Annotated in this window: 13 protein-coding genes; 3 read left to right on the top strand and 10 right to left on the bottom strand. The window is 64.6% G+C overall.

All coding sequences use genetic code 11. The features are described 5' to 3' along the window. Positions 1–37: 37 nt before the first annotated feature. Complete coding sequence (locus IEX24_RS15390) at positions 38–1,084, bottom strand: threonine aldolase family protein (protein ID WP_229715466.1); 1,047 nt, start codon at positions 1,082–1,084, stop codon at positions 38–40. 401 nt (positions 1,085–1,485) lie between these two features. Here IEX24_RS15390 and IEX24_RS15385 point away from each other — a divergent pair, with 401 nt between their 5' ends. The 3 genes from IEX24_RS15385 to IEX24_RS15375 are packed head-to-tail and all read left to right on the top strand — an operon-like array spanning position 1,486 to position 5,932. Further along, positions 1,486–3,441: an ExeM/NucH family extracellular endonuclease gene (locus IEX24_RS15385; RefSeq protein WP_188679803.1), complete on the top strand. Its 1,956-nt coding sequence runs from the start codon at positions 1,486–1,488 to the stop codon at positions 3,439–3,441. Next, a complete protein-coding gene (locus IEX24_RS15380) occupies positions 3,438–5,711 on the top strand; it encodes a bifunctional metallophosphatase/5'-nucleotidase (RefSeq protein ID WP_188679801.1) in 2,274 nt (757 codons plus the stop codon). Before IEX24_RS15385 ends, IEX24_RS15380 begins: the two co-directional genes overlap by 4 nt. A 50-nt stretch (positions 5,712–5,761) precedes the next feature. Next, positions 5,762–5,932: a hypothetical protein gene (locus IEX24_RS15375; RefSeq protein ID WP_188679799.1), complete on the top strand. Its 171-nt coding sequence runs from the start codon at positions 5,762–5,764 to the stop codon at positions 5,930–5,932. A gap of 99 nt (positions 5,933–6,031) precedes the next feature. Here the strand turns inward: IEX24_RS15375 and IEX24_RS15370 are convergent, their stop codons facing one another. From IEX24_RS15370 to IEX24_RS15330, 9 genes are all read right to left on the bottom strand, one after another. After that, entirely contained in the window at positions 6,032–7,465 is a 1,434-nt protein-coding gene (locus IEX24_RS15370; protein ID WP_188679797.1) for a DUF6421 family protein, read from the bottom strand. Between the two features lie 195 nt (positions 7,466–7,660). Continuing rightward, positions 7,661–8,089 carry a hypothetical protein gene (locus IEX24_RS15365; protein WP_188679796.1) on the bottom strand — a complete coding sequence of 143 codons (429 nt, stop codon included), beginning with the start codon at positions 8,087–8,089 and terminating at the stop codon, positions 7,661–7,663. 9 nt (positions 8,090–8,098) lie between these two features. Next, positions 8,099–8,542 (bottom strand): nuclear transport factor 2 family protein, encoded by a 444-nt coding sequence (locus tag IEX24_RS15360; RefSeq protein WP_188679795.1) that lies wholly within the window; start codon positions 8,540–8,542, stop codon positions 8,099–8,101. An 82-nt stretch (positions 8,543–8,624) separates the two neighbouring features. Continuing rightward, positions 8,625–9,665 carry an adenosine deaminase gene (gene add, locus IEX24_RS15355; protein ID WP_203586047.1) on the bottom strand — a complete coding sequence of 347 codons (1,041 nt, stop codon included), beginning with the start codon at positions 9,663–9,665 and terminating at the stop codon, positions 8,625–8,627. Beyond that, positions 9,662–10,648, bottom strand: coding sequence for a nucleoside hydrolase (locus IEX24_RS15350; protein WP_188679793.1), 987 nt, complete (start codon positions 10,646–10,648; stop codon positions 9,662–9,664). The genes add and IEX24_RS15350 overlap by 4 nt, the downstream gene beginning before the upstream one ends. 121 nt (positions 10,649–10,769) lie before the next feature. Further along, positions 10,770–11,540 carry a nucleoside phosphorylase gene (locus IEX24_RS15345; protein WP_188679791.1) on the bottom strand — a complete coding sequence of 257 codons (771 nt, stop codon included), beginning with the start codon at positions 11,538–11,540 and terminating at the stop codon, positions 10,770–10,772. 208 nt (positions 11,541–11,748) lie between these two features. Beyond that, positions 11,749–12,642 carry an ABC transporter permease gene (locus IEX24_RS15340; protein ID WP_188679789.1) on the bottom strand — a complete coding sequence of 298 codons (894 nt, stop codon included), beginning with the start codon at positions 12,640–12,642 and terminating at the stop codon, positions 11,749–11,751. Continuing rightward, complete coding sequence (locus tag IEX24_RS15335) at positions 12,642–13,529, bottom strand: ABC transporter permease (protein ID WP_188679787.1); 888 nt, start codon at positions 13,527–13,529, stop codon at positions 12,642–12,644. Before IEX24_RS15335 ends, IEX24_RS15340 begins: the two co-directional genes overlap by 1 nt. Next, positions 13,522–14,364: an ABC transporter ATP-binding protein gene (locus IEX24_RS15330; RefSeq protein ID WP_188679785.1), complete on the bottom strand. Its 843-nt coding sequence runs from the start codon at positions 14,362–14,364 to the stop codon at positions 13,522–13,524. Before IEX24_RS15330 ends, IEX24_RS15335 begins: the two co-directional genes overlap by 8 nt. Positions 14,365–14,418 lie beyond the last annotated feature (54 nt).

Raw genomic sequence — 14,418 nt, 5'->3', positions numbered from 1 at the left:
CCATTGCCACGGTGAGTACAACCGTATGGGATGCCGTTTATTCCATACGTTCGCATAGTTTTGCGAGGGCGGCGGCGAACGCATCGACGTCGGCTTCGGTGGTGTCGAACGCGCACATCCACCGCACTTCGCCGGTGGCGGGGTTCCAGTCGTAGAAGCGAAAAAGCTCTCTGAGCTCGTCGGCGACCCCGGGCGACACGATAGCGAACACCGCGTTCGACTGGGTCTGCTGCGTGAGGGTGACCCCGGGCATCCCGTCGACCGCGGCTCTCAAGCGCTGAGCCATGGCGTTCGAGTGCGAGGCCGACCGCAGCCAGAGGTCGCCCTCGAGCAGCGCGATGAGCTGAACCGACACGAAACGCATCTTCGAGGCGAGCTGCATGTCGAGCTTGCGCAGGTAACTGAGGCCTTCGGATGCCCGGGGGTTCAGCACCACGACGGCCTCGCCGTAGAGTAGGCCGTTCTTTGTTCCGCCGTACGAGAGCACGTCGACGCCGGCATCGGTGGTGAAGGCGCGCAGAGGTACGCCGAGGTAGGCGGCGGCATTCGAAATGCGCGCGCCGTCGAGGTGCACGGTCATACCGTGTTGATGAGCATGGTCGGTGATGGCCCGAATCTCGTCTGGGGTGTAGCAGGTGCCGAGTTCGGTGGTCTGGGTGATCGACACGGCGAGCGGTTGGGCGCGGTGCTCGTCGCCCCAGCCCCACGCTTCGCGGTCGATGATCTCGGGGGTGAGCTTGCCGTCTGGGGTGTCGACCGTGAGCAGTTTGAGGCCGCCGACGCGCTCAGGTGCGGCATTCTCATCGGTGTGGATGTGCGCTGTGCTCGAACACACCACCGCGCCCCAGCGCGGCAGCATCGACTGCAAGCTGAGCACGTTCCCGCCCGTGCCGTTGAAGACCGGAAACGCTTCGGCCGCCTCGCCGAAGTGCGCCTTCATCACCTGTTGCAGTCGCGCGGTGTAGACGTCTTCGCCGTAGGCAATCTGGTGGCCTTCGTTCGCGGCGGCGATCGCCTGCAAGACCTCCGGATGCACGCCCGCATAGTTATCCGACGCGAACCCGCGTTTCGTGGGGTCGTGCAGGCGCTGCGCACTTTCAAAGGCCGCAGGTGCGCCCTGGTCGGCCCCGCCTGCACTCGGGTCGACCGTTGGTGTGTTGTCAAGGATGCTCGGCAGATGCGTTCGCGATGGGTCAGTCACGGCATCCAGTCTCTCGTACCTCTCGCGCACTCGTCTTGCGTTCGGCGCAACGCCCCCGCGTGCGGGCCCGGCCGTTGCGCCAAGGTCGCCGCCTACCGGTCTACTCCTTGCCGAAAAAATCAGACGATGAGCTAAATGATCGAGATGAGCCTTGCATCAGACCTCGATAGTGATCTATTCTCATCTTCATGGCCCCCGCCCGAGGGGTCTTCGGTGGGGGCCGCAAGCGTGAGCTTTGCGCGTGCCGAGATCACGTTTCTACTACATCACGAGAGCAGGGGCACGTGCGCCCATCCATCCGAACGGCGGCGCTGTGCGCTGCAATTCTCGCTGCTGCCGCATGCTTTTCGGCGGTCGCCCTTCCTTCCGCGCTTGCCTCGACCTTGTCGATAGCCGAGATTCAGGGGTCTGGTTCTGCCAGCCCGTTCGTAGGTTCGACGGTGACGACTCGGGGTTTCGTAACCGCCGCGTATCCCACGGGCGGTTTCAACGGCTTCTACCTTCAGACGGCAGCGACAGGGGGTGCGGTCGACCCATCGACTCATCACGCGTCTGACGCTGTTTTCGTGTTCATCGGGGCCAGTGCGGCACCCGTGACTGTGGGCGACTACGTCGAAGTCACCGGCAAAGTCAGTGAGTATGCCGGTCTGACTGAAATCTCTGCTGCAGTCGGCGGTGTGAACCACGCAGACCCGGCTGGGCTCGCCGCTCCCTTGCCTGCGACAGTCGCCTACCCCGCGACAGACGCGCTGCGCGAATCGCTTGAAGGAATGCTGGTCGCTCCCCAGGGCGCCTTCACCGTCACCGGGCTCTCGTCGGCAGCGCAATACGGGCAGATCGAGCTCGCCGCTGGAACGACTCCGCTCGTCGCTCCCACCAGTGCGGGCGGAGTCGGTAGCACGGCGTATGCGGCCACTGTGGCCGCAAACCTGGCGAAAGCAGTGTGGCTCGACGACGGTGCGAGCACGAACTTCTCTGCAGCCGCCAATACCTCGAAGCCGGTGCCCTATTTGTCGGCGCCGGTGCGAGTGGGCGCCGCGGTGACCTTCACGAAGCCCGTCGTGCTCGACTACCGAAACAACGCGTGGCGTTTTCAGCCCACCGCCGAGGTCACCGGATCGAACGAAACGCTCGCGTCACCCGTTGTCTTCTCGAACACCAGAACCGCACACCCTGCAGACATCGGCGGCACTGTCAAGCTCGGTACGTTCAACGTGCTGAACTTCTTTCCCACCACTGGTGAAGACCGAACCGGATGCACGTTCTATGCCGATCGCGCAGGCAACCCGGTCACCGTGAATAACAGCGACGACCCGGGCTGCGGCGTGCGAGGCGCGGCAACCGAGGCGCACTTCGAGCAGCAAGAGAGCAAGATCGTGGCCGCCATTTTGGCTCTCGGCGCCAATGTCATCTCGCTCGAAGAGATCGAGAATTCGGCCAAACTCGGCATGAACCGAGACCATGCCCTCGGCATACTCGTCGACGCCATCAACAAGGCAGACGGCGGAACAGACTGGAAGTACGTGCCCTCCCCGGCGCTCGTTCCCTCTGCCGCCGACGAAGATGTCATTCGCACTGGGTTCATCTACCGCAGTTCCATCGTCGAACCAATCGGCGAGTCGGTCATCTTGCTCGGCCCTTCTCCGTTCGACGACGCCCGGGAACCGGATGCTCAGCAATTCAGACCCGTCTACGGCGACCCAGACGAAACATTCCTCGTCGTTTCGAACCACTTCAAGTCGAAGACCGGCACCGGGGCAACCGGAGACAACGTCGACGCCGGAGAAGGCGCTTACAACGGCGACCGAACCCGCGAAGCGCATGCGCTCGTCGATTTTGCTGCTGGCCTGAGCTCGAGCATGCACGACGACAAGGTGTTTCTGATCGGCGACTTCAACGCGCTCGAACAAGAAGACCCCGTGATCGCCGTTCGGTCGGCTGGCTACACCGACCTCGGTGCCGCCACCGGTAAGGCGTCATATTCGTTCGATGGCGAATCCGGCTCTCTCGACCACGTCTTCGCTTCGCCTGCCGCCGCAACAATCGTTACCGGCACAGACATCTGGAACATCAACTCCGTCGAGGCGCCGGCTCGCCAGTACTCGTATGTGAATGCGAACGTCACGAACTTCTTGAACCCCAAAGACCCCTACCGATCGTCGGATCACGACCCACTGCTGGTGGGTTTGAGGCTCGCGCTCAACACCCCGCCCACGCTCCCTACCGGAGGCACCAAATGAACCGCCCATTCACTATGGCTCTCGCTGCAGCCATGCTCGTGGCAACAAGTACGGGGGTTGCGGGCATCGCCGCCGCTCCGGCTGAAGCCGCATCGACGATCTCCCTCGATCTCCTCAGCATCAACGACTTTCACGGCCGCCTCGAGGCAGGTGGTGTTGTGGCAGGCGCCGCCGTGCTCGCGGGCGCTGTCGATCACTACACGGCAGCCAACCCGAATACCGTGTTGGTCTCGGCAGGTGACAACATCGGCGCATCCACTTTCACGTCGTACATTCAGCAAGACAAACCGACGCTCGACGCATTGAACTCGATGAAGTTGAGCGCTTCTGCCCTCGGCAACCACGAATTCGATCGCGGGCGAAGCGATGTCGATGGCCGGGTGATTCCCACCGCCGATTTCCCCTACCTTGCAGCGAACCTGTACGACACGGCCACGGGCAAACCGGCGTACGACCAGTACTCCATCTCGGTGGTCGACGGCGTACGCATCGGGTTCGTCGGAGCCGTGACCGAACAGCTGCCGTCACTTGTCGGGTCGTCAGCGCTCGCCGGTTTGCAGGTGAAGCCCATCGTGCCCGAGGTCAACAGGGTCGCCGACCAGCTCTCTGACGGTGACCCGACGAACGGTGAGGCTGACGTCATCGTGCTTTTGGTGCACGAGGGCGCGGCCACCCCCGCGCTCGCCGACTCCACTGACGATTCAGCGTTCGGCACCATCGTGACCGGTGTCGATACCAACATCGACGCCATCGTGTCTGGCCACACCCATCAGGTCTACAACCATGCGTTGCCGGTCTCCGGATGGCCGGCCGGCCGTATTCGCCCGGTGCTGCAAGCCGGCGAATACGGTGAGAACATCGGTCACCTCGCAGTGAAGGTCGATGAGACCACGCATGAGGTGCAGTCGATGACTTCAGAAATCGTTCCTCTCACCAACCCCGACACCTCACCGCGATTTCCTGCCGACCCGGCAGTGTCAGCAATCGTGAGTGATGCGGTCGCCGTGGCAGCGGTCAAGGGCAACGAAAAAGTCGGCAGTATCACCGCCGACTTCAACAAGGCGAAGCAAACGGGCGGCGTCGAAGACAATCGCGGTGGAGAATCGACACTCGGCAACTTCGTGGCAGACGTTCAGCTCGACGCGACGAAAGACGCCGGTTCACAGATCGCCTTCATGAACCCCGGCGGTCTCAGAACCGATCTGACCTACGCCTCATGGGGCCCGGGAGATGCTGACGGAAGTGTCAGCTATCGAGAGCTCGCCAACGTGCAGCCGTTCGCTAACACCCTTGTCACCCTCACACTGACGGGCGCTCAAATTCGCCAGATTCTCGAGCAGCAGTGGCAGCCCAGCGGGGCAAGCAGGCCCTTCTTGAAGCTCGGAGTATCGCGCGGATTCACCTACACGTACGACCCGACCAAGCCGAGCGGAGCTCGCATCACCGACATGACACTTGCCGGCCACGTGATTTCTGCCACCGACTCCTTCACCGTGACGGCAAACAAGTTCTTAGCCGACGGTGGAGACAATTTCACCACCTTCGCATCGGGCACGCACCGGGCCGACTCGGGCAAAATCGATCTCGACTCGATGGTCGACTACTTTCACGCCCATCCCGTTGTTTCACCCGACTACAGCCAGCGCGCCATCGGCGTTCACCTGAGCGCACCCGACGCGAACGGCTATTCGCCCTCAGACGCGATAACCGTGACCCTCTCGTCGCTGCTCTTCAGCGGGGGTGAAGCGCCTGCGACGCGCGTCGAACTCGACTACGACGGTGTGGCCGTTGGCTCAGCAGCCATCGACCCGACCGTCGTCGACACAACCGATGAAGTCGGCCGCGCCGCAATCACGGCGACGATTCCGGGTGATGGCGAGGCGGGTATGCACTACCTCACGGTGCGGGTGCCCGAGTCGAACACCTCGGCCGTTGTTCCTCTGCAGATTTCGGCGCTGCCGGCATTGCCGGTCTCAGCCTTGAACGACGGCAATCAGACGGTCTTCGCGAGCGTCGCGGCCTCACCGAGCCCCGTGCAGGCGGGTTCCCTTGTGCATCTCGCCCTTGCCGGGCATGACGGGCGCACGGTTTCGGTGGTGGGCTATCAGCCGCAGCTGAAGGTAACGACGGCAGCGGTGCGCGGCGGGGGAGTGGATGTGCGGGTTCCGGCCGGGTATTCGCCGGGCGAGCATCCATTCGCCGTGTACGCCGGCGACGGTTCTCTCATCGGGTGGGCGGAGGTGACAGTCACGAACCCACGCACGTTCTGACTCTGGCGCGGCGGTGTACTTCTGACGGGCGAGAGGGCAGAGTAGGCAGCATGCGCACGCTCAGAACCCTGATCTTCATCGTGGTGACCCTGGCGGTGCTTGCGGTCGTGCTGGTACCGCTGACAATCGCGGTTGCGCACGTGGTTCCTGGGTCGCCGGCGATTGTGACCGGGCCGGCGCCCGATGTTCCGGGCCAGCCGGCACCGAGCTTCGCGCCCTGACGAACCGGTACACGAACGTGTGGGCCGCCGGCGGGGCAACAGCGTGCCCGGTCGGCGGTGCCAGCAGCGTGCCCCGCCCGACCGGTGCCAGCAGTGAGGTCAGTCGATAACCGAGATACCCGTGATGCCCGCCGTCTGCTCGATCACTCCGGTCATCTTCTTCGAAAGCGCCTCGAAGAACATCGACAACGGAAATTCATCGGGAAGCACCGCGTCGGTGAGACCTCGGGGTGGCCCGTCGAGGGGCAGGGCATCCGCGCCCCTCGACCACACCGATGCGGGGTTCGGCGTGACGGTCGACGAAACGAGCTCATAGGCCGCGAGCCAATGCGCCGTTTTGGGTCGGTCGATCGATCGCCAGTACAGCTCGTCGATGGCCGCACCCAAGGCGATGACCTGATCGGCCACCTCTGGCCAGTCGAACGTCAGCCTCGTGTCTGTCCAGTGCAGCACGTGCTTCTGGTGGAGCCACGCGAACAGCAGTTGGCCGCCGAGGCCGTCGTAGTTGCGCACTCGGGTACCCGAGATGGCGAATCTGAAGACCCGGTCGAAGATGACCGCGTATTGAACCCGCGCGGCTGTGGCCACCGTCTTCGCCGAATAGCCGGCCGAAACACCGGTCCGTTCGATGCGCACTGCCTCGCGAAACGCCGTCAGGTCGCAGCGCAGTTCTTCGAGCGAATACAAGAAGAACGGCATGCGCTGCTTGATCATGAACGGGTCGAACGGCAGATCTCCGCGCATATGTGTGCGGTCGTGAATAAGATCCCACATCACGAAAGTCTCTTCGGCGAGGTGCTGACTCTCGAGGAGTTCGGCCGCCCCGGCAGGCAGTTCGAGGCGGGTGACCTCGGCCGCGGCGCAAACGACGAGCCGAAAGCGTGCCGCTTCACGATCGGCGAAAATGGCGCCCCAGGTGAATGCGGGAATCGCGCGCATCGACACCGTTTCAGGAAACAGAACGGCCGAGTTCGTGTTGTACCCGTCGGTGAAATCGAGAAACCGCAAGGGCACGAACAGCTTGTTCGAGTAGTCGCCCGCCTCGAGTTCGGCAACGAAGTCGGGCCAGATGACCTGCATCGCCACCGCCTCGAAGAGCTTGTCGGGGCTGCCGTTCTGGGTGTACATCGGAAAGACGACGACGTGCTGCAGGGCATCCACTCGGTGCAATTCGGGGTGAAATGCCACCAGCGAGTCGAAGAAGTCGGGCACGCCGAAGCCGCCGGTGACCCAGCGCTCGAAGTCGCGCACGCTCGCGGCAAGGTAGTCGGCGTCGTACGCGAAGTCGCCGGCGAGTGCTCCCAACGCGTCGATGATGGTGTCGACGAGTTCGTGCAGCTCACGGCTGCGGCTCACGACGGCCGGGTCGACCGAGCCATCGGGCCGCTGATACCCCCGAAGCGAGGTCACGGCGGCCTTGAGGCTCGGCCACGCCGCCGGCAGCGAAACGGATGCCCGGCTGGCGCCTCGCGAAGGCTCGTCTTCGACGACCTCGGGTTCGCCGGTGATGGCGTCTGTAGTGAATTGAGACATGAGAACCTCCGATCGTGACTGAACTGCAGGCTGAGCCGCCCCGCTGAGCTGCGGGTGTTCTACGACCCTAGGCAAGATTCGTCAGCGATTTCGTGAAGTTCCGGCCGAATTCGTGCGCGGGGGGCAACCTGGTGCGAGTTCTGAGCGTCGGCGAGGCGTCTGGCGCTCGAAGCCCGAGCGAACGAGAACCACGCGCTACCGCGTCAGCCCGAGCAACAGATCGACCCGCAGGCCGTGCCGCGTCTTCACGATGGCGGCCGGAATGCGCGGCGTTCGCCCCGCGGTCTCGAGGCGGGTGAGGGTGTCGATGACCGCCGCCTCAAGACCTCGCGGAACCCAGCCGACCACCCCGGTCATCCGCGAGTCGATGAAGAAGCGCACCGCAATGGGTGCGTCGGTGCGCTCTTCGTCTGCGGTGCATCGCGCCACGAAGGCCTGCAGATCGCCACGCGAGCCGATTCGGCCCTGAGCGTCGCTAATGACGTCTTGAAAGGGGTCGCTGCCTGCCAATTGCAAGGTGACCTTGGTGTTCTTGGGGAGCATGTTGAAGCGGTAGTCGGCGAGCTTTCCGCTGCCGACGTCTTTCTTGCCGAAGGGCGCGGGCTCGGTCGATGAGGTCGTCACGCCACGATTTTACGCTGGCTGCTGCATGTACCACTCCGTGAAGTCTGAGGCGCGGCCGTCTTCAGCCAACCGAATGACCCACAGATTGTTGAACGTGCGGTGCTCGCGCGGGTAGTCGGTGACGGCCTCAATGGTCGCGACGTCGGGCGTGACGGCGAGCGGATGCCACGCGAAAACCGCATCGCCCGGCAGGTCTTTGATGGCCACCCAGCCGGCCACGATTTCGTCGTGAGCCGTCCACGGTGCGGCGTACGGCTCGGTGCGGTAGGTGGCATCGGGCGTGAACAGCGCCCTGATGTCGTCGGGCTCGTTCGTCTCCCACGCCGTCTCGTACCGGTTAATCCAGTCGGCGACGGCGAACTCGGCAGCATTCGTGGCCCCGGCGCCGGCGCCGGCGCGCGCCGAGGCTGCCGGATGCCCGCCCGGCACCTCTTCGATGGGTGAGTCAGTCATTCCACCGTTATACCCCGCCGAGGTCACCTCGTCGTGGGGCTTGTCTCGAGCCCGCGATTCGCGCAAGAATGCCGCGCCGCGCTCAGCTCGCGAGCCACTCCTCGATGGCGAGCTTCGAGCGCGCCTTGAGCTCGGCGGAGCCACCGCCGCACTCGATGGAGCTCCAGGCGCAGGCGGCGAGCTGAGCATCCGTCAGCCCCAGCACCGAGCGACAGAGTTCGTATTCTGAGAGGATGTTCGGCCCGAACAGCACCGGGTCGTCGGCGTTGATCGAGCAGCGCACCCCCGCATCGAGCAGCACTCTAAGCGGGTGGGCATCGATTTCGCCGACTACCGACAGCAGCAGATTCGAGGTGGGGCACACGTCGAGGCAGACGCCGTCGGCGGCGAGCCGCGCCATCAGCGCAGGGTCTTCGACGCTCGTGACCCCGTGCAGAATGCGGTTCGCTCCCAGCACTTCGACGGCCTTCCACACCTGCTCCGGCCCGGCGAGTTCACCGGCGTGCGGCGTCGAGAGCAACCCGGCGGCCCGGCCAATGGTGAACGCCTCTTCGAAGTCTTCTGCCGGATGCCCGCGCTCGTCGTTCGCGAGCCCCAACGACACGACACCCCGACCGGCGAAAGCAGCAGCCACCGCGGCGTAGGCGTTTGCCACCTCCACGCTCTCGGTGCGGTCGATGGTGATCATCAGCCCGATCTCGACACCCCACTTCGCCCCGGCCTCGGCACACGTGTCGATCATGATCTGCAGCGCCCGCTCGACCGGGCCGAACGTGTCGATGTAGAAGTGCGGGCTGGCGCCGAACTCCACGTAGACCACACCCTCGCGTGCGGCGTCTTCGACAGATTCGTCGATCAAACGAAAGAGATTCTCTGGCTCTACCAGCACGGCGAGCATGCTGCGGTAGGTCGCGCTGAACGCCGAGAAGTCGCTGTAGGTCTGCGTGAGATCGGGCAGCTCGATTTCGATGCCGGCCGCGACGCACATGGCGGTCAGGGTTTCGGCGCGAATAGCCGCCTCCATGTGCAGGTGCAGGTGGCCTTTGGGCAGCTTCGCCAGGTCGCGCGTCGAATCTGCTGCTGCGATCGTGGTTGACGTCGTTTCTGTTGCACTGTCGGTCACAGCGCACCTCCTCTGATCAGTGATTCGATGAATGCGGGCACGAACGAAGGGTGAACCGCCGTCACCGCGATGGTATCGCCCACCGGCTCGATGGGCCACGGCACGGCCCGCCCCTCGGCGGTCTGCATGATGCGCCCGCGAGTGGTGAACCCGTCGTGCGTCACGTTCGCGGGGCCGGTGACACTCGCGGCGATCCACTCGGGGTGCAGCATCAGCGCCGCCGCGAGTCCATCGTGCACGGGGCTCACGCGACGACCCCAGGCGAGCCGATAGAAGTCGAGATACGACTCCAGGATGCTCGCCGCGAACTCCCCGGTCAGAGTGCCCGAGCGGTGCAGCGCCACCAGGTCTTGCTCGTCCGTGATGGCCTGTGCGGTGGCGTTCACTCCCACCATCAGCCGCCGGTTCGCGGGAGCGGCGAAGACCAGCCGGGCCGCATCCGCATCGTTCTGAATGTTCGCGTCGAACATGTCGCTTATGCCAGGCGCGGGGAACGGGCCGCTGCCGCCCATGATGGTGATCGAGCGGAAGAGCGTCAGCAGTGTCGGCTCGAGTTGCAGCGCCAGCGCCACGTTCGTGAGTGGCCCTAGCGTCAGCAGTTCGATTTCGCCCGGATGCGCGCGGGCCTCGTCGACGAGAAACTCTGCAGCGGTCTGCGTCAGAAGCGTGGGTGCGCTGGGCATCGGCCGGTCATCCACGCTCAGCACGTCGCCCAGCCCGTCGTAGCCGTGCACGTAGTGCGCGATGTGCGGGTCAGCTTTCAGCGGCGCTGCGGCCCCGCGCGCGATCGGCGTGGTGCCGCGCCCGGCGAGCCCGAGCACGTACCAGATGTTGCGCACCGAGTCGTCGATGACGCAATTACCGTACACCGCGGTCACTCCCACGAGCTCAACCTCGGCTTGCGCCGCCAAGTACAGCAGCGCGAGTGCGTCGTCGATGCCCGTATCGGTGTCGACGATCACCCGCCGCGTGATGATGTTCATCTCTGGCCCACCTCATCCATTCGACGCAAAAGCGCGGAATACGCGCTCATAGCGGCCCTTTGCGTCAAACCGATGGCGCGGGATGAGCGGGGGTTCGGGGTGGGGGCGGGGGTGGGCGCGGTCATAGGTCGAGGGCCACGGCCGCGTCGAGCGCGGCGATGATGGAGTTCTGCCAGCCGCGCTTGAGGGCCCCGGCATCGTGGTCGTAGAGGCTCGTGCCGTCGACGAGGTTCGACGAGCAGGCGCAGATCATGCCGGCACGCAGACCGCGCAACCGCGACACCACGTAGAGGGCCGAGCTCTCCATCTCGACGTTCAGAATTCCGAGCGAGTTGAGTTCGGCTATCCAGGCGGGCGTCTCGGCGTAGAACGCGTCGTCTGAAGCGTTGATGCCCGATAGTACGTGGTAGTCGGTGCCCGCGCCGGGCAGCGCAAGGGCGGCGGCACGAAGGGCGAGTGTCAGCTCGAGGTCGGGCACCGCCGGAAACCCGGGGTGCGCATACGCGGCGGTCGTTCCGTCGTTGCGCAACGTTCCCTCGCTCACCAGCAGGTCGCCCGGGTTGACTCCAGGCTGCAGGCCGGCCGACGACCCCACGCGAATGAACGAGGTGACCCCGACCCGAGCGAGTTCTTCGACCGCTATGGCCGTCGACGGGCATCCCATGCCCGTAGAGGTCGCCGTGATGAGCTTGCCCTTGTAGAACCCCGTCATGGTGCGGTGCTCGCGGTTGTGCGCCACGTCGGTCACGTCGGTCAGCAACTCTGCGATCAGCGGCACCCGAAACGGGTCGCCCGGCAGCAGCGCCACCGTTCCGACCTCGCCCGGCGCAACGTCGATGTGGTACTGCCGGGCATTCTGGCCGGCCTCAGCTTTGTCGATGATCTGCGACATCACTCACTCTTTCTTGCGTTTGGTGAATGCTGCGCCACGAAACGAACCCTGTGGCGACGGATGCCCGGCGGCGCCGGCGAGCGAAGAAGTACTTATGCGGCGCTGGGCTTGACCTCTGGCGCGGGTGTCACAGCGCGCGCCGACCTCGGCCCCGGGCATCCGTCGCCCACGCATGCAACCCATGCGCGAGGAACACCGCCGCGCGGCCTCACTTGCCCGCAGCCTTGCCCGCGTTCGGCCCCCACTTGGCGAGCACCGCCGTCTCGACGAACGTCGCCACGGTGTACAGCAGAATCGACACCACAGTGATCACCACCACGATCGCCCAGATCTCGTTGTAGAGCGATTGCGACTTGGCGGTCGTGATCGCAGCGCCGAGCCCCTCGTACGTGAACAGCCACTCGTAGAGCATCGCCCCCGTGATGGCGCCCGGCACCGCGATGCGCATCGACGCGAAGAAGTAGGGCAGGGCGGTGGGAATCGCGACCTTGCGCATGATGGTCCAGCGACTGCCGCCGTACACCCGCACGAGGTCGACCGATTGCGCACTCACCGAGCGAAACCCGAGCGTCAGGTTCACGAGCAGCGGAAAGAACACCACGATTCCGCCGATGAACGCCGCCGTCACGAGCCCGTTGCCGAAGATCAGGAAGATCACCGGCGCCATGGCGAGCAGCGGCACAACGCGCAGCAGCATCGCGATGGGCATGAACATGAACTCAATGGGCCGAATCAGCGTGAACGCAATCGAGATGACGATCGACGAACCCACCCCGAAGATGAACCCGATCAGCGCGTGAAACAGCGTCACCCAGAGCAGCCCGGAGATGAGCTCGCGATTCTCGGCGGCCGTGGTTTTGCTCTTGGGAGCATCCACGAACAAGAAGTTGAAGACATCGACCGGCGTCTTGGCGATGAACGGGTTCGCGTGCAGCAGCTGAATTGCGAGGCTCCAGAGCAGCACGAGAATCGCGCTCGAAATCGCGATGGTCAGCACGGTGGTGCCGATGCGCCTGAACACGTACTTCACCGTGCTCGCGGTCTGCGCACTCATCGCGGCGCGCGCGACCATGGGAGCCTGGGCGGGGGCAGCGGTTGCCATCAGAACCCTTCCCCGGCGCGCGCGTCACCCTGCGACCACGGCGTCACGAGCCGGCCGATGCGCCCGATGACGAAGTACGCCAGCCCCGCGATGCCACCGCAGATGAGCGCGAGCGCCCACAGCTTCACCGAGGCAGCCGTCGCCTGCGCGGCCAGCAACTGAATACCGATTCCCGAGTCGACCCCGAGCAAGAAGTACTCGCCGAGCACGGCCCCCAGAAACGCGGCCGGCGCAGCAAGCTTCAAGGCGGCGAGGATGCTCGGAACAGCCGCAATGAGGCGAACCTTTCGCAACTGCGTGAACCTCGACCCGCCGTACGCCTTCACCACATCGAGCTGGGTCTCGCTCGCGGCTCGTAACCCGAGCAGCGTGCCGATCACGGTGGTGAAGATGACGCTGAGCGCTGCCAAGAAGATCGACGTCGTGCGGCTGCCGGCCGGCGACAACAGCGTCACGATGGGCGCGATGGCGGTCAACGGGATGCACGAGCACACCACCGCGAGCTGAGTACTCAGCCCTTCGAACCACGGAATCAGCAGCACGATGAACGCCAAGAAGAACGCAATCAGGTTGCCCCAGATGAACCCCCAGAGCGCAGACATGCTGGTCACCGCAATGGCGTTCCAGTACACGCTGTCAGTGAGGTCGTGCACCAGCTGCTGAAACACTTCGAGCGGCGGGGGCACCGAGCCGGTCACCGAGAAGGCCGTGACCGCCACAATCTGCCAGACGACCAGAATCACCACGATTCCGATGACCGCACCCACCCACGGCGGCATCTTGTTGAACGAGCCGAGAAACGATCGGCGGTTCGCGCCGGTCGCTTCTTCGGCGCCAAGCGCGATGCTTTCGGCGTATTCGGTTTCTTGCTCTCGCAGATCAGTCATCTTCGACCGTTCCGTGAGCCCCGAACAGAATCTCTGAGATCTGGTCGACGTAGGCGTGAAACTCGGGTGTTCGCATGAGTTCGGGCAGCCGCGGGCGGGGCAGGTTGATCTCCACGACTTCGGCGATGCGGCCGGGCCGGGCACTCATCACGGCCACCACGTCAGACAAGAACACGGCCTCACTGATTCCGTGAGTGACCATGAGGGTGGTTGCGGGTTTCTCGCCCCAGATGCGGAGGAGCTCAACGTTCATCCGCTGCCTGGTCATGTCGTCGAGGGCGCCGAACGGCTCGTCGAGCAACATGATGGTCGGCTCCACCGCGAGGCAGCGGGCGATGGAGACGCGCTGGCGCATACCGCCTGAGAGCTGGGCGGGCTTGGCGTTCTCGAAGCCCTTCAGGCCAACGAGGTCGATGAGGCCGTCGATGAGCCCGGGAGCCGGCGTGATGCCCGCCACTTCGAGCGGCAGGCGAATGTTCTTGGTGACCGTGCGCCAGGGCAGCAGGGCCGAGTCTTGAAACGCGATGCCGGTCTCGTGGCCGCGCTGAATCTCGCTGGCGTTCTTGCCGTTCACCACCACGGTGCCGGCGCTCGGTTTCTCCAGCCCCGCGATGATGCGCAGAATCGTCGACTTGCCACAGCCCGAGGGGCCGAGCAGTGACAGGAACGAGTCTTTCTTCGTTCCCAGGTTGATGGCCGAGAGGGCCTGAACCGACTTGCGGCCGAGTGAAAAGGTCTTCGTCAACCCCTGAATGTTGATGCCAGAGGCGAGTTCTGGCGTTTCTGCGGGGGTGCTGGTGGCAAACCCGGCGGCGCTGAGAGACGAGGTGGCCATGGTTCCTTACTTCTTTTCGTGTGAGGTGTCGGTGCCGCCGAAGCGGCACCGACA

It is taken from the genome of Subtercola lobariae (genome assembly GCF_014640255.1).
GTDB classification, from domain to species: Bacteria; Actinomycetota; Actinomycetes; order Actinomycetales; family Microbacteriaceae; genus Subtercola; species Subtercola lobariae.
The sequence above is the reverse complement of the archived record's forward strand: the minus strand, read 5'-3'. Positions and strand labels throughout refer to the sequence as shown.